Genomic DNA, 21,662 nt, shown 5'->3' with positions numbered 1-21,662 from the left:
GCATGGCAGATATCTGCCAGATGGAGTCGAATCGGGAAAAATCAACCGCAGAAAGCGCCTGAAGACGACCAAAGCGTGCGGATGAGCTGAGTTGGTTCCCGAGCGTAGGCCCGCGCAGCGCGCGAGGCAAGCAATCGATTCTACACCAAGGGGATGTCAGCAAATGTAAGCGCACCTGCTGCCTCGGGTACGCTGCGTGGCGACCGTATGAGGGAAATCAAACAGGCAATAAAAAAGCGGACCGGTGAAACCGGCCCGCGAGGGACAACAACAACAGTGAAGGATGAAACGTTACGTATCGTCAGGCGGCTTGCTGTACCACGGCCGGGCCGCGGTTCCAGCGCGGCAGGCCGGTGAAGGCGAAGTCGATCTCCGGCACGCGGCCGGCGACGATTTCGGCGATGGCGCGGCCGGAGCCGCAGCCCATGGTCCAGCCCAGGGTGCCATGGCCGGTATTCAGGTACAGGTTGCTGAACTTGGTCTTGCCCACATAGGGGACGTTGGACGGCGTCAACGGGCGCAGGCCGGTCCAGTAGACCGGATTCTCATAATCGCAGCCATCCGGGAACAGTTCCTGGGTGCGGCGAGTGATGGCTTCGCAGCGGGTGGTGTTGAGTTCGCGGGTATAGCCGTTCAGTTCGCAGGTGCCGGCCACGCGCAGGCGGTCGCCCAGGCGTGAAACCACCAGCTTGTAGCCGTCGTCGGTCAGCGAGACGGTAGGTGCGGCATCAGGGTTGATGACCTTGTAGGTGGCCGAATAGCCCTTGCCTGGGTAGAGCAGCAGGTCGATCCCCAGCGGCTTGACCAGCGGTTGCGAGAAGCTGCCCATGGCGACCACGAAGGCATCGGCCTTCAAGACTTCATGGCGGCCGTCCGGATTGATGATCTCGACCCCGGTCACGCGCGCCGAAGCGCCCGCGCCTTCGGTGATCAGGCGGGTGATGGTGGTGGAAAAGCGGAACTGCGTGCCGGCTTCCTCGGCCTTTTGGGCCAGGCCGGTGGTCAGCTTGTAGACGTCGCCGGATTCATCGGTGGCAGTGAAGTCGCCGCCGACGATCTTGTCGCGGATCGAGGCCAGCGCCGGTTCGATCTTTACCACTTCGTCGGCGCCGATCGATTCGCGCGGGCAACCCAGGTCGCGCATCAGCTTGGCGGCCGGCAGGGATTCCTGGAATTCCTTTTCCTCGGTATAGAAGTGCAGGATGCCGCGGGTCAGGTGGTCGTACTGGATGCCGGTTTCGGCGCGCACGGCCTGCAGGGTCTGGCGGCTGTATTCGCACAGGGCGACGATATTGCGGATGTTCTCGTCGGTGCGGGCGGCGGTGCATTCGCGCAGGAAGCTGACAGCCCACTTCCATTGCAGCCACTCGGGACGGAAGCGGTACAGCAGCGGGGCATCTTCCTTGCCCAGCCACTTGAGCACCTTCATCGGCGCCGCCGGGTTGGCCCACGGCTCGGCGTGCGAGACGGAGATCTGGCAGCCGTTGGCGAAGCTGGTTTCCTGCGCTGCGCCGGGCTGGCGTTCGATGACAGTGACGTCGTAGCCTTCTTTCTGGAGGAACCAGGCGGAAGCTGTCCCGATAATGCCTGCGCCCAATACGATCACTTTCATCTCATTCTCCCGGTTTATGCGTGGTCTGGAGCATGGCGACGCCGTGCTGCCAACAGATAGCAGCATTGTAAGAATTTCTCGATTGCCAATGTATTCAATACTGGCAAAGAATTTTTCCAGGTATTAAGCGATGAAGCTTTGTTTATTTAAAAAACAAAGAAATTGTGGGGAATGTTTAATTTTTTGAAGATGAGAATCGGGCCATCTCCTCGGCCACCGCGCGGGTCACGGTTTCCGCCAGCGCCTGGTGCAGGCTTTCCTTGACGCGCTGCGTCAGGATGTCGGAGATATTGTCCAGCACCACTGCCATCTGGTCTTGCAGGTGTTGCTGCAGGACGGAATCGGCTTGCGCCAGCAGGTTTTGCAGGACGTTTTCGCTGATTTCCTGTTCCAATTGGCGGTACTGTTCGGCGCTCGGGCTGGCCACTTCGGGCAAGGGTTGCACCTGGTAGCCGGCCGGTGCCGACGGTTGCCAGAAGGCACCAGATTGGGCTGCTGCGCCGTAATCCGGGCCGGTGTTTCCTGCATGCGCCGGTACGGCCTGCGGCGGTGCCATCGGGATGACCTCGGTCAGGAGCGGGATGCTGTTGTCGTCGTGGTTCATGGCATGCACTGGCTGTTTAGCTGGCCACGAAGTGGGAGAGCGGATAGCCGCGTTCCTTGTAGAAACGGTAGCGTTCGCGGCCGGCGGCGCGGTCGGCGTCGTCGTCGGAAATGATTTCCAGCATGCGCTCGAAGCGCGCGAAATGGGCCGGTGTTTCGCCCGACAGGTTGATCAGCACCTGATGGTGCGGCAGCTCGACATCGTCGCTGGCGGTCAGGATGATCGGGGTTTGCGCGGCCAGCGGATCGCCGGCGGTCACGTGCGGCAGGAAATCCTGCTCGGAAAAGGTCCACAGCGCCTGGTCGAGCTGCTGCAGTTCGTTGCGGTCGCGCACGCGCAGCACGATCTGGGTGCCGGCGCTGCGCGCCTTGCGCACCAGGCGGCAGACATAGGCGAGCTTTTGCGGGACGTTGCTATGGAAGTCGATGCGGGTCATGGCGGAAGTATAGTGGTTCGCAGCGGGCACTGCCATGCACAGTACCAGTTTCGTAAGGAAAAACGGCCTGCCGCAGGGCAGGCCGTCGAACCATGATCGCGGGATGGATCAGGCGGCCATGCCGCTATGCCGCAGCAGCGCATCGATGCTCGGTTCACGGCCGCGGAAGGCCTTGAACGACTCGATCGCCGGGCGCGAACCACCCACGGCCAGGATTTCCTGCTGGAAGCGGCGGCCGGTTTCAATCGACACTACATTCCCGCCGCCGGCAGCGGCTTCTTCAAACGCGCTGTAGGCGTCGGCCGACAACACTTCGGCCCACTTGTAGCTGTAATAGCCCGCCGCGTAACCGCCGGCGAAGATGTGCGAGAACGAGTGCTGGAAGCGGTTGAACTCGGGCGGACGGATCACGGCGACGCGGTCGCGCAGCTCGTTCAACAACTGCTGCACGGTCTTGCCGCCGCCTACTTCATATTCGTGGTGGATCAGCATGTCGAACAGCGAGAATTCCACCTGGCGCAGCATCTGCAGGCCGGACTGGAAGTTCTTGGCGGCGATCATCTTGTCGTACAGCGCGCGCGGCAGCGGTTCGCCGGTCTCGGCATGTGCGGAGAGGTGCTGCAGCACATCCCACTCCCAGCAGAAGTTTTCCATGAACTGCGAGGGCAGTTCCACCGCATCCCATTCCACGCCCGAGATGCCGGACACGCCGACTTCATCGACTTGCGTGAGCATGTGGTGCAGGCCGTGGCCGAACTCGTGGAACAGCGTGATGACTTCGTCGTGCGTGAACAGCGCCGGCTTGGCCACGCCGTCTACTACCGCCGGTTCGGTGAAGTTGCATACCAGGTAGGCGATCGGCGTCTGCACGCCGCTGGCGGTCAGGCGGCGGGCGCGGGCGTCGTCCATCCAGGCGCCGCCGCGCTTGCCGCTGCGCGCATACAGGTCGAGGTAGAACTGGCCGACCAACTGGCCATCGCGTTCGATGCGGAAGAACTTCACGTCCTTGTGCCACACCGGCGCGGTGTCCGGTTTGATGGTCACGCCGAACAGCTGCTGTGCGACCTGGAACAGGCCGCCCACCACCTTGGGCTCGGGGAAGTACTGCTTCACTTCCTGTTCGGAGAAGGCGTAGCGCTGTTCGCGCAGCTTCTCGGAAGCGTAGGTGCTGTCCCAGGCTTCCAGCGTGTCCAGGCCCAGCTTTTCCTTGGCGAAGGTCTTCAGTTCCGCGTAGTCCTTTTCACCGAAGGGGCGCGCGCGGCGGCCCAGGTCTTCGAGGAAGGCGACCACTTCGGCCGGCGATTGCGCCATCTTGGCCACCAGCGAGACTTCGGCGAAGTTGGCGTAGCCCAGCAGTTGGGCCTCTTCCTTGCGCAGCTTCAGGATGTCGTCGATGTTGGCGCTGTTGTCCCATTGCGGCTTGGCGCCCAGCTCCGATGCCTTGGTGGCATTGGCGCGATAGATCTTTTCGCGCAGCGCGCGGTTGTCGGCGTACTGCAGCACCGGAAAGTAGGAAGGGAAGTGCAGCGTGAACTTGAAGCCCGGCTTGCCGTCTTTCTCGGCGGCGGCGCGCGCGGCTTGTTTCACATCGTCGGGCAGGCCGGAGAGTTCGGCCTCGTCTTCCACGAACAGGCCGAAGTCGTTGGTGGCATCCAGCACGTTTTCGGAGAAGCGGGTGGTCAGCGCCGCCTGCTTTTCCTGGATCTCGGCGAAGCGTTCCTTCTTGTTGTCCGGCAGCTCGGCGCCGGACAGGCGGAAGTCGCGCACGGCGTTGTCCACCACCTTGCGGCGCGCGGCCGACAGCGATGCGAAAGCAGGGCTGGCCTGCAATGCCTTGTACTTTTCGAACAGCGCCAGGTTCTGGCCCAGGCCGGTCCAGAATTCGACCAGGCGCGGCTGGTTCTCGTTGTAAGTGGCGCGCAGCGCGGGCGTATCCATTACCGAGTTCAGGTGGCCGACCACGCTCCAGGCGCGGCCCAGCTTTTCGGTGGCGGATTCCAGCGGTTCGACGAAGTTGTCCCAGGTGACCTCGGCCATCGGCGCTTCCAGTTCGGTCACCAGGCGGCCGGCGTCGGCCAGCAGCTTGTCCAGGGCCGGGGTGACGTGTTCCGGCTTGATGGCGTCGAACTGGGCATAGCCCGAGAAGTCGAGCAGGGGATTGGCGGCGATGTCGGTGGTCATGGGCTCTCGTTTCATTCAGTGCGCCCCGCACGGTGCAAAGGCGCGATTACATTCAATACCTCAGGTGCGCTCGGCGGCCTCGATGGTGTTGACCAGCAGCATGGTGATGGTCATCGGGCCGACGCCGCCCGGCACCGGGGTGATATAGCCGGCGACTTCCTTCACGTTGGCGAAGTCGACGTCGCCGCACAGCTTGCCGTTGTCGTCGCGGTTCATGCCGACGTCGAGCACCACGGCGCCCGGTTTGACCATGTCGGCAGTGACGATGTTGCGGCGGCCGGTAGCCACCACCAGGATGTCGGCATTGCGGGTATGGGCGCCGAGGTCACGGGTCTTGGAATTACAGATGGTGACGGTGGCGCCGGCTTGCAAGAGCAACATCGCCTGCGGCTTGCCGACGATGTTGGAGGCGCCGACCACGACGGCGTTGGCGCCGCGCACGGGATAGCTGATCGACTCCAGCATCTTCATCACGCCGTACGGGGTGCAGGGACGGAACAGCGGCTGGCCGGTCATCAGCAGGCCGGCGTTGCTGATGTGGAAGCCGTCCACATCCTTCTCGGGCGCAATGGCTTCGATCACCTTGTGCGAATCGATGTGGGCCGGCAGCGGCAGTTGCACCAGGATGCCGTTGATCTTCGGATCCTGGTTCAAGGCATCGATGCGCGCCAGCAGTTCGGCTTCGGTCAGCGAGGCTTCATACTTTTCCAGCACCGAATACAGGCCATTGTCTTCGCAGGCCTTGACCTTGTTGCGCACATAGACCTGAGATGCCGGGCTGTCGCCGACCAGGATCACCGCCAGGCCGGGCTGCTTGCCTTGGGCGGTCAGGGCGGCGGCACGTTTGGCAACGTCGGCGCGCAGTTGTTGGGAGAGCAGGTTTCCGTCGATCAGTTGAGCTGGCATGGCGAATAGGTAGAGACAGGGCGGTGGCGAAAGCACCCGGGCTGCGCCGGGGGCGATGAAAGCGCATGAAGCGCCGAACCCATGATTATAAAGCCAGCGCAGCCGGGCGACGATCCGGCGCCCGATCGAAAGGGGTTGCTTTTCATGCAATGAAAATACCCCCGGTTCCACAATGCGGGCATTTTGCCGCGTGCACGACGGGGAATTTCAATTTCGGTTATGCTCCCGCAACCAAAGCGCAACGACATCTTTTTTGAAGGACGCCCGCATGACCGATTTGCTGAACCAACGCCTGCAACAGCTTGCCAGCCCGCAACACATCGCGCTGCTCGGCCAGGGTTTGCGCGGCGTGGAACGGGAAACGCTGCGGGTCGACCGCCACGGGCAACTGGCCCATACGCCGCATCCGCCGGCGCTGGGTTCGGCGCTGACCAATGACCTGATCACTACCGATTACTCCGAGTCGCTGCTGGAATTCATCACGCCCGCCGAGCCGGATATCGCCACGGCCCTGCAGCGCCTGGATGAAATTCACCGCTTCGTCCATACCCGGCTGGGCGGCGAGCTGCTGTGGAATGCATCGATGCCCTGCGTGCTGCCGCCGGAGAATGAGATTCCCATCGCTTGGTATGGCAGTTCGCACATCGGCATGTTGAAGCACGTCTACCGCCGCGGCCTGGCGCTGCGCTACGGTCGCACCATGCAGTGCATCGCCGGTATCCATTACAACTTTTCGTTGAATGAAGGCGTATGGGATGTGCTGCGCGAAAGCGACCGCGGCATCGACGCCTCGGTTTCGCGCCGCGACTACCAGTCGGAGCGCTACATCGCATTGATCCGCAACTTCCGCCGCTACAGCTGGCTCCTGATGTACCTGTTCGGTGCCTCGCCGGCGGTGGCGACCAATTTCCTGCGCGGCCGCCCGCACCAGCTGGAGACGCTGTCCGACGACACGCTCTACCTGCCCTATGGCACCAGCCTGCGCATGAGCGACCTGGGTTACCAGAACAACGCCCAGGCCAACATCACCCCGCACTACAACAACCTGCCGGCCTACATCCGCAGCCTGGCGCATGCCGTCAGCGAGCCGTATCCGCCTTACGAGGCGATCGGCACCAAGCGCGACGGCGAATGGGTGCAGATCAACACCAACATCCTGCAGATCGAGAACGAGTTTTACTCGTCGATCCGCCCCAAGCGCGTCATCTACAGCGGCGAACGTCCGGTGCAGGCCCTGTCGGCGCGCGGCGTGCAGTATGTGGAAGTGCGCTGCATGGACATCGATCCGTTCGATCCGCTGGGCATCAACCTGCAGACGGCGCGTTTCCTCGACGTGTTCCTGCACTTCCTGGCCTTCGATGACAGCTGCCTGACTTCGGACGAGGAGGGCGTGGAGAACCGCGCCAACTTCATGGCGACGGTCAAGCAGGGACGCCAGCCCGGCTTGCAATTGCAGTTCAAGGGCCGCGCCATCGGACTGAGGGAGTGGGGCGAGCAGCTGCTGGAGCGCATGGCGCCGGTGGCCGAGCTGCTGGATAAGCAGATCGGCGGCAGCGTCCACCGCGATAGCATGGCCGCCCAGCGCGCCAAGCTGGCCGACGCCGACGCCACGCCGTCGGCGCGGGTGCTGCGCGAGATCCGCGCTGCCGGCAATTCCTTCCCGGCCTGGGCCTTGCAAAACAGTGCGGCACAGGCCGAGCAACTGCTGGCCGATCCGCTGACGGCGGAGCAGACCGCCGGCTTTGTCGCCATCGCCCAGGCTTCGCTGGACGCCCAGCGCGAAATCGAGCGCACCCAGACCGGCGACTTCGACACCTTCGTCGCTGCCTATCGCGCCAGCACGCTGGGCAATATCAGCGTCTGATCCGTTCGTGCCGGCCCGAAGCCGGCCATCTCACGCCTATCTGCTATCTATATAGAGAACCGGCCTCATCCCGTGAATGGGATTGGGGCGGTATCTATCCTCCTGCCCACTTTGTTCGGGCAAATTTAATTGTCTTTTTAATATTTTTTCTGGTGATCCGGCACAGCTGTTGCGCCTTTTCGATAGCCTGAACAGGATGATAAAGCGCCATTTTGCGGCATTGCAAACATGGCAAAAAACACCCTTCGTATCGTCCTGACAGTAAAAATACGGTCGCTGGAAAGCCCCTGTTCATGCCGCTTTGCAGCATAATTTCGTATTATGAAATCAGTTATCGTAATTTGAAAATTAAAAAATCCCTGATAAAATGCGTCGTCCACACGGCTGGAAGACCGTACATTAGTGTTTTCCGCGCATCATCGCCGGCGGCTATTTGCACTGAATGACCCGACCGACCCGGCCAGTCCATCAGATCTGGCAGGGGCCTTCAACAAACAGGAGACATGACATGTCAGCCCAAATCGACCAAGTCCTGGCGCAGGCCGCCAACGATCCCGACGTGATGGAAACCCAGGAGTGGCTTGACGCCCTCGAAGCCGTGATCGAGAAGGAAGGTCCGGACCGCGCCCACTACCTGATGGAGCGCATGGTCGACCTGGCCCGCCGCCGCGGCGCGCACATCCCGTTTTCCAGCAATACCGCCTACGTCAACACCATCCCCGCCGACCAGGGCGAGCACTGCCCCGGCAACCTCGAATACGAAGAGCGCCTGCGCTCGTGGATGCGCTGGAACGCCATGGCCATGGTGGTCAAGGCCAACCGCGTCGACGGCGACCTCGGCGGCCACCTGTCCTCGTTCGCCTCGCTGGCCAACATGCTGGGTATCGGCTTCAACCACTTCTGGCACGCCCCGACCGAAGACCACGGCGGCGACCTGCTGTACATCCAGGGCCACTCCTCGCCCGGCATTTACGCACGCGCCTTCCTGGAAGGCCGCCTGACCGAAGACCAACTGATCCATTTCCGCCGCGAAGCCGACGGCAAGGGCCTGTCTTCGTACCCGCACCCGAAACTGATGCCGGAATTCTGGCAGTTCCCGACCGTCTCGATGGGCCTGGGGCCCTTGATGGCGATTTACCAGGCGCGCTTCCTGAAGTACCTGCACGCACGCGGCATCGCCAAGACCGACAACCGCAAGGTCTGGGCCTTCTGTGGCGACGGCGAGATGGACGAGCCGGAATCGATGGGCGCCATCGGCATGGCCGGCCGTGAAAAGCTGAACAACCTGGTCATCGTGGTCAACTGCAACCTGCAGCGCCTGGACGGCCCGGTGCGCGGCAACGGCAAGATCATCCAGGAACTGGAATCCGACTTCCGCGGCGCCGGCTGGAACGTGGTCAAGGTTATCTGGGGCAGCGGCTGGGACGAGCTGCTGGCCAAGGACAAGGAAGGCATCCTGCAAAAGGTGATGATGGAAACCGTCGACGGTGAATATCAGAACTACAAGGCCAAGGATGGCGCTTTCGTGCGCAAGCATTTCTTCGGCAAGCATCCGAAGCTGCTGGAGATGGTCAGCAAGATGTCCGACGACGACATCTGGCGCCTGACCCGCGGCGGCCACGATCCGCACAAGATCTACGCCGCCTTCAAGGTTGCGCAGGACAGCAAGGATCAGCCGACCGTCATCCTGGCCAAGTCCATCAAGGGCTACGGCTTCGGCAAGGCCGGCGAAGCGCGCAACACGGCACACAACACCAAGAAGCTGGACGACGAAGCCATCAAGGCCATGCGCGACCGCTTCCAGCTGCCGATTCCGGACGACAAGCTGGCGGATATTCCGTTCTTCAAGCCTTCCGACGACACCCCGGAAATGCAATACCTGCACGAGCGCCGCAAGGCACTGGGCGGCTACCTGCCGCAGCGCCGTCCGCAAGCCGACGAGAAGCTGGTGGTGCCTGAGCTGTCCGCGTTCCAGGCAATGCTGGAGCCGACCGCCGAAGGCCGTGAAATCTCCACCACCGCCGCCTACTCGCGCGTGCTGACCGCGCTGCTGCGCGACAGCAGCCTGGGGCAGCGCGTGGTGCCCATCATGGTCGACGAGTCCCGTACCTTCGGTATGGAAGGCCTGTTCCGCCAGATCGGTATCTTCAGCCAGGTCGGCCAGCTGTACGAACCGGTCGACAAGGACCAGGTCATGTACTACCGCGAAGACAAGGCCGGCCAGATCCTGCAGGAAGGCATCAACGAAGCGGGCGGCATGAGCTCGTGGATCGCTGCGGCGACCTCGTACTCGACCAACAACCGCATCATGATTCCGTTCTATACGTATTACTCGATGTTCGGTCTGCAGCGTATCGGCGACCTGGCATGGGCGGCAGGCGACATGCGCGCGCGCGGCTTCCTGATCGGCGGCACTGCCGGCCGTACCACCCTGAACGGTGAAGGCCTGCAGCACGAAGACGGCCACAGCCATGTGTTCGCCTCGGCGATCCCGAACTGCATCCCCTACGACCCGACCTTCGCCCACGAAGTCGCCGTGATCATCCATGACGGCCTGCGCCGCATGGTGGCCAACCAGGAAGACGTGTTCTACTACATCACCGTGATGAACGAGAACTACGCGCATCCGGGTATCAAGGCCGGCCAGGAAGAGGGCATCCTGAAGGGCCTGTACCTGCTGAACGAAGGCGGCAAGAAGAACAAGCTGCGCGTGCAACTGCTAGGTTCGGGCACCATCCTGCGCGAAGTCATCGCCGCTGCCGACCTGCTGCGCGACGACTGGAAGGTCGACGCCGACGTCTGGTCCGCACCGTCGTTCACCCTGCTGGCCCGCGAAGGCCAGGATGTGGAGCGCTGGAACATGCTGCACCCGGCCGAGACCGCCAAGAAGAGCTACTTCGAGCAATCGCTGGAAGGCACCGACGGCCCGATCGTGGTCTCGACCGACTATATGCGCACCTATGCCGAGCAGGTCCGCGCGTTCGTGCCGAAGGGCCGTTCGTACAAGGTGCTGGGTACCGACGGCTACGGCCGTTCGGATACCCGCGCCAAGCTGCGCGAGTTCTTCGAAGTGAACCGCTACTTCGTGACCGTGGCAGCCTTGAAGTCGCTGGCAGATGAAGGCAAGATCAAGCCTGAAGTCGTGGCGCAGGCGATTGCCAAGTACGGCATCGACCCGAACAAGCCGAACCCGGTGACCCAGTAAGTTCCGCAGACCCGAGCATCCCCGCTTCAGCTTCCTGATTGCGGGGATGTTTCGTGTCAGTGTCAGCCGAAAAACAGGGAAGGGGCGGCCGCAACATGGCTTAAGATGCAATGGCCACGCGGCAGCACCTTCCCCTCTGCGAATACCCCTCCCAGCCCAAGGCCAGGGAACAGAACAACGGAGCGCAACAGATGAGTCAAGTCGAAGTAAAAGTCCCGGACATCGGCGATTTCAAGGAAGTCGAAGTCATTGAAGTGATGGTCAAGGTCGGCGACACGGTCAAGGTCGACCAGTCGCTGGTCACCGTCGAATCCGACAAGGCCAGCATGGAGATCCCCTCCAGCCAGGCTGGCGTGATCAAGGAAATCAAGGTCAAGGTCGGCGACAAGATCGCCGAAGGCTCGCTGCTGCTGATCGTCGAAGGCGCTGGCGCAGCGCCGGCCGCTGCCCCGGCGCAAGCCGCAGCCGCCCCGGCCGCGGCACAGGCTTCGGCCCCTGCGCCGGCTCCTGCTGCTGCACCGGCACCAGCCGCTGCCGGCGGCGTGATCGAAATCGAAGTGCCCGACATCGGCGACTTCAAGGAAGTCGAAGTCATCGAGCTGATGGTCAAGGTCGGCGATACGGTCAAGGCCGAACAGTCGCTGCTGACCGTCGAGTCCGACAAGGCCAGCATGGAAATCCCGTCCAGCCACGCCGGCGTGATCAAGGAACTGAAGGTCAAGCTGGGTGACAAGGTTGCCAAGGGCAGCATCATCGCCTCGCTGGAAACCACCGGCGGCGCACCTGCTGCTGCTCCGGCAGCAGCGCCTGCACCGGCCGCCGCTGCGCCCGCGCCTGCGGCAGCACCGGCCGCTGCACTGGCTGCAGCGCCGGCGATCGCCACCGCATCGGCGACCAGCGCCGGCGGCAAGGCCCACGCCTCGCCGTCCGTGCGCAAGTTCGCGCGCGAACTGGGTGTGGATCTCGCCCGCGTGCCGGCTACCGGCCCCAAGGGCCGCATCCTGCAGGATGACGTGCAGAACTTCGTCAAGGGCGTGATGGCCGGTTCGACCCAGGTTGCCGCTGCACCGGGCAAGAACGGCAGCGGCGCCGGCATGGACCTGTTGCCATGGCCGTCGCTGGACTTCAGCAAGTTCGGCGCGACCGAGCTGCAACCGCTGTCGCGCATCAAGAAGATCAGCGGCCCCAACCTGCACCGCAACTGGGTGATGATCCCGCACGTCACGCAATTCGACGAAGCCGACGTGACCGAGCTGGAAGAATTCCGCGTCACTTCCAATGCCGCTTACGCCAAGGCCAAGTCGCCGGTCAAGCTGACCATGCTGGCATTCGTGATCAAGGCCAGCGTTTCGGCGTTGAAGAAATTCCCGGCCTTCAACTCTTCGCTGGATGCCAAGGGCGAAAACCTGATCTTGAAGCAGTTCTACAACATCGGTTTTGCGGCGGACACGCCCAATGGCCTGGTCGTGCCGGTGATCAAGAACGCCGACCAGAAGAGCGTGAGCCAGATCGCCATCGAAATGGGCGAGCTGTCGGCCCAGGCGCGCGAAGGCAAGTTGAAGCCGGCCGACATGCAGGGTGCGACCTTCACCATCTCGTCGCTGGGCGGCATCGGCGGCACCGCCTTCACGCCCATCATCAACGCGCCGGAAGTGGCGATCCTGGGCCTGTCCAAGTCGATCACCAAACCGGTGTGGGACGGCAAGCAGTTCGTGCCGCGCCTGATGATGCCGACTTCGCTGTCCTACGACCACCGCGTCATCGACGGTGCAATGGGCGCCCGTTTCTCGGCCTACCTGGCCGACGTGCTGGGCGACCTGCGCAAGTCCTTGCTCTAATCAAGTCGATGCGCCGCCCCAGTGGCGGCGCGCAGCGAAACAGAACATAACGGAGCCAAGACAATGAGTCTCTCTGAAGTCAAGGTCCCCGATATCGGGGATTTCAAGGAAGTCGAAGTCATCGAAGTGATGGTCAAGGTCGGCGATACGATCAAGGTCGACCAGTCGCTGATCACCGTCGAGTCCGACAAGGCCAGCATGGAAATCCCGTCGTCGACGGCGGGTGTGGTCAAGGAAATCAAGATCAAGGTCGGCGACAAGGTCGCCGAAGGTTCGGTGCTGCTGATGGTGGAAGCTTCCGGCGCAGCCGCCGCGGCACCGGCTCCTGCAACTGCGCCAGCACCTGCTGCCGCTCCCGCCGCTCCCGCATCCGCACCGGCCGCTGCCAGCTTCGGCGGCAGCGCCGACGTGCAGTGCGACGTCATGGTGCTGGGCGGTGGCCCCGGTGGTTATTCGGCCGCTTTCCGCGCAGCCGACCTGGGCCTCAATACCGTCATCGTCGAACAGGAAGCCACGCTGGGCGGTGTCTGCCTGAACGTGGGCTGCATCCCGTCCAAGGCGCTGCTGCATGTGGCTGCCGTGATCGACGAGACTGCCGCCATGGCCTCCCACGGCGTCACCTTCGGCAAGCCCGAGATCGACATCGACAAGCTGCGCGGCTACAAGGACAAGGTCATCGGCACCATGACTGGCGGCCTGGCCGGTATGGCCAAGGCGCGCAAGGTTACCGTGGTGAATGGCAACGGCCAGTTCGCCGGCCCCAACCATATCGAAGTGACGGCCGCTGACGGCAGCAAGAAGGTCGTGCAGTTCAAGCACGCCATCATCGCCGCCGGCTCCTCGGTGGTGAACCTGCCGTTCGTGCCGCAAGACCCGCGCATTGTCGACTCCACCGGCGCGCTGGAACTGCGTCAGGTGCCCAAGCGCATGCTGGTCATCGGCGGCGGCATCATCGGCCTGGAAATGGCCACCGTGTACTCCACGCTGGGTGCGCGCATCGACGTGGTCGAAATGATGGACGGCCTGATGCAGGGCGCCGACCGCGACATGGTCAAGGTCTGGCAGAAGTTCAACGAGAAGCGCTTCGACAACGTTATGGTCAAGACGAAGACCGTGGCGGTGGAAGCGCTGGCCGAAGGCATCAAGGTTACCTTCGAGGCCGCTGAAGCCGGCGCCAAGGCGCCCGAGCCGCAACTGTACGACCTGGTGCTGGTGGCCGTGGGCCGCAGCCCCAACGGCAAGAAGGTTTCGGCCGACAAGGCCGGCGTGATCGTCGGCGACCGCGGATTCATTCCGGTCGACAAGCAGATGCGCACCAACGTGCCGCACATCTTCGCCATCGGCGACCTGGTGGGCCAGCCGATGCTGGCGCACAAGGCCGTGCATGAAGGCCACGTGGCAGCCGAGGTGATCGCCGGCGAGAAGAGCTTCTTCGACGCCAGCGTGATCCCGTCGGTGGCCTACACCGATCCGGAAGTGGCATGGGTCGGCGTGACTGAAGACGAAGCCAAGGCCAAGGGCATCAAGATCGAGAAGGGCCACTTCCCGTGGGCCGCTTCCGGTCGCGCTGTCGCCAACGGCCGCGCTGAAGGCTTCACCAAGCTGCTGTTCGACGCCGAGACGCACCGCGTGATCGGTGGCGGCATCGTCGGCACGCACGCCGGCGACATGATCGGTGAAGTGGCACTGGCCATCGAAATGGGCGCTGATGCGGTCGACATCGGCAAGACCATCCACCCGCACCCGACGCTGGGCGAATCGCTTGGCATGGCGGCGGAAGTGGCGGAAGGGCATTGCACCGACCTGCCGCCGCAGCGCAAGAAGTAAGCGTTGCCGCACAATGAAAAACGGCGAACTTCGGTTCGCCGTTTTTTTTCGTCTGCCGATGAGATCAGGCGGCGCGCGTGGCGCTGCCGCGCCGTCCCCACACCGAAGGGTCCAGCAGGCTCTCCGGCTGCTGTCCCGACAATGCGGCGATGACCTGCCCCGCGCACTGGGTCGCCGTGGCCTGTAGCGCTTCCTGTGAAGAACCGGCGATGTGCGGCGACAGCACCACGTTGGCCAGCGTTGCCAGCGGCGAAGCCGGCGACAGCGGTTCCTGTTCGAACACGTCGAGTCCGGCGCCGCCGATGCGGCCGGCGCGTAGCGCATCGACCAGCGCCGTCTCGTCGATCAGGCCGCCGCGCGAAGTGTTGACGACGATGGCGTCGCGCTTCATCCGAGACAAGGCACTGGCATCGATCGTGTGCGCGGTGTCCGGGCGCAGCGGACGGTGCAGGCTGATCACGTCGGACTGCGCCAGCAATTGCTCAAAGGAGGCCGCGACCTCGGCGCCGAAGGAGCGCACATGGAGGGCGTCCGCACGCGGCGACCATACCAGCACACGCATGCCCAGTCCGCGACCGGCCATGCCGCACAGTAGCTCGCCGATGCGGCCGAAGCCGACGATGCCCAGCGTCTTGTCGTACAGCGAGACCATGCGGCCTTCATACTTGAAGCGCCAGTTGCCGGCGCGCGTGGCGGCATCGGCGGTCACCGCCTGGTGCGCGGCCGCCAGCATCAGATATAGCGTGTGCTCGGCCACGGCGCGCACATTGGCCAGCGGCGTGTTGCTGACTGCGATGCCGATGCTGTGCGCATGGGCGACGTCGATCTTGTCGGTGCCGGTGCCGTGGTTGGCCACCAGCAGCAGGCGCGGCGCGCCATCGAGCTGGGCGGCGCTGACGCCGTCGCGCACGATGGCGGCGTCAGCGCTGGCCAATTCCTGCGCGAACGCCTCGGCCCCGGTCGATTGCAGCACGTCGATGCCGGCCGCGCGCAGCAGTTCGGCGCCGACCGGGTGGATGGGTTGGGCGATCACGCACAGCGCCATGTCTGGACATTCCTTTCAGGTGAAAAAAAGCCGCACCGGCCGTAGGACGCCGGTGCGGAAAAGAGGCAAGAACCTCAGAGGGAAACCTGGGCTTGGCACATCCGGACCTCAGGCCAGCAGGGCCTGCGCCGGATCCCAATGGGCGCCGGGCATGGCCGCGATCAGCGCGCGCGTGTAATCGTGGCGCGGCGCCTCGAACAGTTGCTGCGGCGGGCCTTCTTCAACGATCTTGCCGCGATGCATGACGATGAGCGAATCGCAGATCTGCGCCGCCACCCGCAGGTCGTGGGTGATGAACACCAGTGCGATGCCCAGCTTCTGCTGCAGCTGGCGCAGCAGCCGCAGCACCTGCGCCTGCACCGACACATCCAGTGCCGAGACCGACTCGTCGGCTACGATCAGTTGCGGTTCCATCGCCAGCGCCCGGGCAATGCCCACGCGCTGACGCTGGCCGCCCGAGAACTCGGCCGGATAGCGGTCGAAGGCCGAGGCGTCCAGTTCCACCAGTTGCAGCAGTTCGCGCGCACGCTGTTCGGCTTGCTTGCGCGGCACGCCGGCGGCCATCGGCCCGTCGCACAGGATGCGGCCGATGGTGTGGCGCGGATTGAGCGAGGCGAACGGGTCCTGGAAGATCATCTGGATATCGCGCCGCCGCGGACGGAACTGGGTCTCGCTCAACGGCGCGATATCGTCGCCGCCGAACAGGATCTTGCCGCCGTCGATGTCGGTGAGCTTGAGCAGGCACTTGCCGATGGTCGACTTGCCCGAACCCGATTCGCCTACCACCCCCAGCGTCTGGCCGCGCCGCACCGAGAAGCTCACGCCGTCGACCGCGTGCACCACGCGCTTGCGGCCCCAGAAACCGGAACCGGCGGCATAGGTCTTGCGCAGGCCTTCGACCTGCAGCAGCGGCTTTTCTTCCACCTGCCGGATGTTGCGCTGGCCGTCGCGCGCAGGCGATGCCTGGCCGCCGTGGCGCGGCACCGCACCGATCAGTTTGCGGGTATAGGGGTGGCGCGGACGGTTCAGCACTTCGTCCACCGTGCCTTGCTCGACCAGTTCACCCTTTTCCATCACGATCACGCGGTCGGCGATTTCGGCTACCACGCCGAAGTCGTGGGTGACGAACATCACGCCCATGCCGCGCTCCTTCTGGATGCGCGCGATCAGCGCCAGGATCTGCGCCTGCGTGGTCACGTCCAGCGCCGTGGTGGGTTCGTCGGCGATCAGCAGCTTGGGTTCCAGCGCCAGCGCCATGGCGATCATCACGCGCTGGCGTTGCCCGCCGGAGAGGCGGAAGGGCCAGCTGTGGCGCAGCGTGGCAGGGTCGGGCAGGCCGACGAACTCCAGCAGCTCCAGCACGCGCTGTTCGCGCGCGGGGCCGGGGAAAGCGTTGTGCACGCGCATGACCTCGGCAATCTGGTCGCCCACAGTCATTAGCGGATTGAGCGCCGACAACGGCTCCTGGAAGATCATCGCCATCTCGCGTCCGCGCAGCGCGCGCAGGCTGTCCTCGTCGCGGTCCAGCAGGTTGCACCCTTCGAGCAGGATGCTGCCCTGTTCAGGACGCAGGTACGAGGGCAGCAGGCCCATGATGGCGTTGGCGCTCATCGACTTGCCCGAGCCGGATTCGCCGACGATGCAAACGATCTCTCCGGCATGGATATCGTAGGAGATGTCGCGCACTGCGTACTTGCGGTCGCCCTGCCGGGGCAGCGGGATGCTGAGGTGGCGGATGGACAGCAGCGGCGCGTCGTCGCCGGCGGCAACCGCAACAGCGGTGGCGATATCGTGTTCGGTGGTGGTGCTCATGTCATTCTCCACGCTTGCGCAGTTGCGGGTTGAGCGCGTCGTTCAGGCCCTCGCCGATCAGGTTGATGGCCAGCACCGTGAGCATGATGGCCAGCCCCGGCCACAGGCTCATCAGCGGGGCTTCGCGCAGCATGGTGCGCGAGGCGCCGATGATGTAGCCCCAGCTCATCAGGTTGCGGTCTCCCAGTCCCAGGAAGGACAGCGCCGACTCGGTCAGGATGGCGGTGGCCGTCATCAGCGACGCGGTCACGATGATGGGCGAGGCGGCGTTGGGCAGGATCTGGGTCACGATGATGCGCGCCGGCGTCTGGCCGATCACGATCGCGGCCTGCACGAACTCGCGCTGCTTGAGCGTCATGAATTCCGAGCGCACCAGCCGCGCCACCGGCGGCCACGAGACCACGGCAATGGCGCCCACGATGGAATACAAAGACGGCTTGAAGATGGCCACCAGCACCATCGCCATGGCCAGCTGCGGGATAGTCTGGAAGAACTCGGTGCAGCGCATCAGCAGGTCGTCGATGCGGCCGCCGTTGTAGCCCGCCAGCGCGCCCACGACGATGCCGAACAGCACCGCCACCAGCGTCGAGATCAGGCCGATCATCAGTGACACGCGCGCACCGTAGGCCAGCCCGGCGGCCAGGTCGCGGCCGAGCATGTCGGTACCCAGCGGATAGCCGGCTTCGGTGAAGGGCGGCAACAGCGGTTGCGCCACCATCGCCCACGGCGACTCCTCGTACCAGAACGAGGCCAGGCAAGCCACCAGCACCACGATGCCCAGCAGCACCAGGCCGGCCAGGGCGCCGCGGTTGGCGGCGAAACGTCGGAAGAACAGGGTCATGGAGATTCCTTTCAGTGCCCGGCGATGCGCGGGTCGATCAGGCGGTACAGCACGTCGGTCAGCAGGTTGAACAGCACCACCATCACCGAGGTCATAAGGAACACGCCCAGCATCAGCTGGTAGTCGCGCTGCATCAGTGCATCGAACATCAGGCGGCCGATGCCCGGCCAGCCGAACACGGTCTCGGTCAGCACCGCGCCGCCGGCCAGTTGGCCCAGCTGGATGCCGGCGAAGGTCACCACCGGCAGCAGCGCATTGCGCAACGCGTGGCGGCGGATGATCTCGCCGGTGGCGACGCCCTTGGCGCGCGCCGTCTTGATGAAGTCCATGCCCAGCACTTCCAGCATGGAAGCGCGCGTCAGGCGTGCATACACCGCCATGAAGAAGCAGCCCAGCGAGACGGTCGGCAGCACCAGGTGGGCGGCGATGTCGCCGGCGCGGGCCCAGCCGGTGAGGCCGGCGCCGACGGTTTCCATGCCGAACGGCGGCAGCCATCCCAGGTGCAGCGAGAAGAAGATCACCGCGATCAGGGCCAGCCAGAACTGCGGCGTGGCGTAGATCAGCAGCGCGGCGCTCATGATGGCGCTGTCCAGCCAGGGGCGCTTGCCGGCATAGCGGGCGCGCGAAGCGATCACACCGAACAGCACGCCCAGCGCCACCGAGAAGACGAAGGCACATCCCATCAGCAGCAAGGTGGCCGGCAGGCGGTCGAGGATCAGGTCCAGCACCGGCAGGCGTTCACGATAGGAAAAGCCGAGGTCCAGCCTGGCCACGCCCTTGAGGTAGGTGGCCAGCTGCACGTACACGGGTTGGTCCAGGCCGAACTCCTGGCGCAGCTGCGCCACGTAGGCCGGATCGGACGAACCGGCCTCGCCGGCCAGTACGCTGGCCGGGTCGCCCGGCGCCATGCGGATCAGCAGGAAGTTGATCACGACCACGCCCAGCACCACCACCAGGGCCTTGCCCAGGCGGGCGAAGAGAAAGGACAGAGACTTCATCGGTAACTCCAGCGAGGCCATGCGGAGGTTGTGCCGCATGGCCGGTTCCATGTGCTTACTTGTCCAGGTAGACGTCGGCGAAGGTATCGTTCAGGCCGATCGCACTCTTGACCAGGTTGTGCACCTTGCCGCTGTAGAGCGTCGGGTTTTCCAGCTCGAACAGGTAACCGTTGGCGACTTCCTCGACCAGGGTCTTCTGGATCGTGGCATAGGCACGGGCGCGTTCATCGCTGGAGGTGGCTGCGGCCGCCTTGTCCCACAGTTCATCCATGGCGGCGTTCTTGTAGCCCTGGTTGTTGACGAAGGCCGAACCCTTGACGATGTTGCGGGTCAGGTACAGGCGCGACACGCCCAGCGCCGGATCGCCGTACTGCGAGGTGAAGCTGAAGGTCAGGTCGAAGTCGAAGTCGGAGACGCGCTTGGACCAGGTGCCGGCGTCGGCCGACTCGATCTCGACCTTGAAGCCGATCTGCTCCAGGCTCTGGCGGGTGTACTCGGCCAGGCGGTCCCAGGCTGCGCCGTAGGGATAGGACAGGATCTTGACCGGCGTCTTCGACAGGTCCACACCGGATTCCTTCACCAGTGCGCGCGCCTTCTTCAGGTCGAAGGCGTAGGCCGGCACGTCAGCGCTATAGAACGGCGTGTTCGACGAGATCGGGCCGGTGGCGACCTTGCCCAGGCCGAAGAAGATGTTGTCCACCACGAACTTGCGGTTGATCGCCGCCATCACCGCCTGGCGCACCTTGACGTTGTCGAAGGGGGGCTTGCGCTGGTTCATCTGGATGTAGGACTGCTGGGCGAACATCTCCCAGCCCTTGGTGGTGTACTGCACGTTGGGCAGCGCCTTGAGGCGCCTGATGTCGACGTTGTCGGCGTCGCCGCTGCGCAGCACCTGCACGTCGCCGCGTTCGAAGGCCACCGCGCGCGAGGCGGCGTCGGGGATCACGTTGAACACGATCTCGTCGAGATAGGGCTTGCCGGCCTGCCAGTAGTCCGGGTTGCGCGTCAGGATGATGTACGAACCTTTCTTCCATTCCTTGAACTTGAACGGGCCGGTGCCGATCGGGGTCTGGTTGGCCGGGTTGTTCTTGTAGTCGGTGCCGTCGTAGATGTGCTTGGGCACGATAGGCATGTTGTCGCTGACGAAGGCTTTCAGGAACGGCGCGAACGGTTCCTTGAGCTTGATCTCGACCTTGGTCGGCGACAGCGCCTTCACCGAGGCGACGAACTGGTTGATGATCACGCGCGCGCGCGGATGCACTTCGCGCAGGAACTTGTCCAGCGTGAACACCACGTCGTCGGCCGAGAACGGCTTGCCGTCGTGCCACTTCACGCCGCTTTGCAGGGTAAAGGTGTAGGTCTTGCCGTCCTTGGAAATTTCCCAGCTCTTGGCCAGGCCCGGTTGCGGCTGCAGGTCGGGCGACCAGGTCAGCAGGCTTTCATAGATCTTGCCGGCCACGTATTGCGTGGGGATCTGCTGGTTCAGGCCCAGCATGAGCAGCGGCGGTTCCGGCTGCACGATGGCGCGCAGGGTGCCGCCGCGCGTCTGCGCCTGGGCGGCCGAAGACGCCAGCACGCCGGTGGCGCACAGGCCGAGCGACATGGCTGCCACCGCGATGGTGCGGCGGGAGGGGAGGGCGATGCGAGAAAACATGGGCGTAGCCTTTCTGGTTGGCGGGGCGGAATGAAGGACGGAAGTTCCTGCTGAAAAATCGCGGATCAGGTAGCGGCGATGGCGATGCCCTCGGCGCGCAGTGCAGTGCCGATCTGTTGCGCAAATACCGTGGCGCCGGCCTGGTCGCCGTGCACGCACAGCGTGTCGGCCTTGACCGGCACATCCTTGCCGGACAACGCGCGCACCGTGCCTTGCAGCACCATCTGGCGCACTTGCGCGGCGGCCTGGGCCGGGTCTTCGATCATGGCGTGCGGCTGCGAGCGTGGCGTGAGCGTGCCGTCGTCCTGGTAGCTGCGGTCGGCGTAGATCTCATGGACTGCCTTCAGGCCCAGCGCCAGCGTGGCGTCGGCCATGTGGCGGTTGGCGACGTAGACCTGCAGCCCCGGATCGATGTCGAATATCGCCTGCGCCACGGCATCGGCCATAGCGCGGTTTTTCCCGGTCATGCCGTACAGCGCGCCATGGGTCTTGACGTGGTGCAGCCGCGCACCCTGGGTGGCGGCGATGCCTTGCAGCGCGCCTACCTGGTACGCCACCAGTGCGTAAACCTCGGCCGGGCTCATGGCGATCTCGCGGCGGCCGAAACCCTGCAGGTCGGGCAGGCCGGGGTGCGCACCCAGCGCCACGCCGTGGCGCAGCGCCAGCTTCACGGTGGACAGCATCACGCCCGGGTCGCCGGCGTGGAAGCCGCAGGCGATGTTGGCCGAGGTGATGTGCGGCATGATGGCCTCGTCGGCGCCCATGTTCCAGGCGCCGAAGCTCTCACCCATGTCGCAGTTGATGTCGATGCTTGGCATGGCCACTCCTTGTTGAACTTG

Annotated in this window: 15 protein-coding genes; 4 read left to right on the top strand and 11 right to left on the bottom strand. The window is 64.2% G+C overall.

All coding sequences use genetic code 11. The features are described 5' to 3' along the window. Positions 1 to 301: 301 nt before the first annotated feature. The 5 genes from AKL28_RS10435 to folD all read right to left on the bottom strand — a co-directional run bounded on the left by AKL28_RS10435 (position 302) and on the right by folD (position 5,739). The gene (locus tag AKL28_RS10435) at positions 302 to 1,612 is read right to left on the bottom strand and encodes a D-amino acid dehydrogenase (RefSeq protein ID WP_050468069.1); all 1,311 of its coding nucleotides are present in this window, start codon (positions 1,610 to 1,612) and stop codon (positions 302 to 304) included. A 175-nt stretch (positions 1,613 to 1,787) separates the two neighbouring features. Further along, positions 1,788 to 2,216 carry a hypothetical protein gene (locus AKL28_RS10430; protein ID WP_050468068.1) on the bottom strand — a complete coding sequence of 143 codons (429 nt, stop codon included), beginning with the start codon at positions 2,214 to 2,216 and terminating at the stop codon, positions 1,788 to 1,790. A 16-nt stretch (positions 2,217 to 2,232) separates the two neighbouring features. Next, positions 2,233 to 2,652, bottom strand: a complete 420-nt coding sequence (locus AKL28_RS10425) for a DNA polymerase III subunit chi (RefSeq protein ID WP_050468130.1) — start codon at positions 2,650 to 2,652, stop codon at positions 2,233 to 2,235. A gap of 108 nt (positions 2,653 to 2,760) precedes the next feature. After that, positions 2,761 to 4,833: a M3 family metallopeptidase gene (locus AKL28_RS10420; protein WP_050468067.1), complete on the bottom strand. Its 2,073-nt coding sequence runs from the start codon at positions 4,831 to 4,833 to the stop codon at positions 2,761 to 2,763. A gap of 60 nt (positions 4,834 to 4,893) precedes the next feature. Then, positions 4,894 to 5,739 carry a bifunctional methylenetetrahydrofolate dehydrogenase/methenyltetrahydrofolate cyclohydrolase FolD gene (folD, locus tag AKL28_RS10415; RefSeq protein WP_050468066.1) on the bottom strand — a complete coding sequence of 282 codons (846 nt, stop codon included), beginning with the start codon at positions 5,737 to 5,739 and terminating at the stop codon, positions 4,894 to 4,896. A 268-nt stretch (positions 5,740 to 6,007) separates the two neighbouring features. Between folD and gshA the strand changes: the two genes are divergently transcribed. The 4 genes from gshA to lpdA all read left to right on the top strand — a co-directional run bounded on the left by gshA (position 6,008) and on the right by lpdA (position 14,473). Further along, complete coding sequence (gshA, locus tag AKL28_RS10410; protein ID WP_050468065.1) at positions 6,008 to 7,603, top strand: glutamate--cysteine ligase; 1,596 nt, start codon at positions 6,008 to 6,010, stop codon at positions 7,601 to 7,603. Positions 7,604 to 8,111: 508 nt separating this feature from the next. Continuing rightward, positions 8,112 to 10,808 carry a pyruvate dehydrogenase (acetyl-transferring), homodimeric type gene (aceE, locus tag AKL28_RS10405; RefSeq protein WP_050468064.1) on the top strand — a complete coding sequence of 899 codons (2,697 nt, stop codon included), beginning with the start codon at positions 8,112 to 8,114 and terminating at the stop codon, positions 10,806 to 10,808. 191 nt (positions 10,809 to 10,999) lie between these two features. Next, entirely contained in the window at positions 11,000 to 12,646 is a 1,647-nt protein-coding gene (gene aceF / locus AKL28_RS10400) for a dihydrolipoyllysine-residue acetyltransferase (protein WP_050468063.1), read from the top strand. Between the two features lie 63 nt (positions 12,647 to 12,709). Beyond that, on the top strand, positions 12,710 to 14,473 hold the full coding sequence (gene lpdA, locus AKL28_RS10395) for a dihydrolipoyl dehydrogenase (RefSeq protein WP_050468062.1): 1,764 nt from the start codon (positions 12,710 to 12,712) through the stop codon (positions 14,471 to 14,473). A 64-nt stretch (positions 14,474 to 14,537) separates the two neighbouring features. On the opposite strand, the gene AKL28_RS10390 is transcribed toward lpdA, so the two are convergent. From AKL28_RS10390 to AKL28_RS10365, 6 genes are all read right to left on the bottom strand, one after another. Beyond that, complete coding sequence (locus AKL28_RS10390; protein ID WP_050468061.1) at positions 14,538 to 15,518, bottom strand: hydroxyacid dehydrogenase; 981 nt, start codon at positions 15,516 to 15,518, stop codon at positions 14,538 to 14,540. 108 nt (positions 15,519 to 15,626) lie between these two features. Beyond that, positions 15,627 to 17,330 (bottom strand): ABC transporter ATP-binding protein, encoded by a 1,704-nt coding sequence (locus tag AKL28_RS10385; RefSeq protein WP_082221442.1) that lies wholly within the window; start codon positions 17,328 to 17,330, stop codon positions 15,627 to 15,629. A 1-nt stretch (position 17,331) separates the two neighbouring features. Then, positions 17,332 to 18,171: an ABC transporter permease gene (locus tag AKL28_RS10380; RefSeq protein WP_050468060.1), complete on the bottom strand. Its 840-nt coding sequence runs from the start codon at positions 18,169 to 18,171 to the stop codon at positions 17,332 to 17,334. 11 nt (positions 18,172 to 18,182) lie between these two features. Then, complete coding sequence (locus AKL28_RS10375) at positions 18,183 to 19,169, bottom strand: ABC transporter permease (RefSeq protein ID WP_050468128.1); 987 nt, start codon at positions 19,167 to 19,169, stop codon at positions 18,183 to 18,185. A 55-nt stretch (positions 19,170 to 19,224) separates the two neighbouring features. Further along, complete coding sequence (locus AKL28_RS10370) at positions 19,225 to 20,823, bottom strand: ABC transporter substrate-binding protein (protein WP_050468059.1); 1,599 nt, start codon at positions 20,821 to 20,823, stop codon at positions 19,225 to 19,227. Positions 20,824 to 20,888: 65 nt separating this feature from the next. Beyond that, positions 20,889 to 21,641, bottom strand: a complete 753-nt coding sequence (locus AKL28_RS10365; RefSeq protein WP_050468058.1) for a LamB/YcsF family protein — start codon at positions 21,639 to 21,641, stop codon at positions 20,889 to 20,891. Between the last annotated feature and the right edge of the window lie 21 nt (positions 21,642 to 21,662).

It is taken from the genome of Herbaspirillum chlorophenolicum (genome assembly GCF_001189955.1).
GTDB classification, from domain to species: domain Bacteria; phylum Pseudomonadota; class Gammaproteobacteria; order Burkholderiales; family Burkholderiaceae_D; genus Herbaspirillum; species Herbaspirillum chlorophenolicum.
This window is presented reverse-complemented; position numbering and strand designations above follow the sequence as displayed.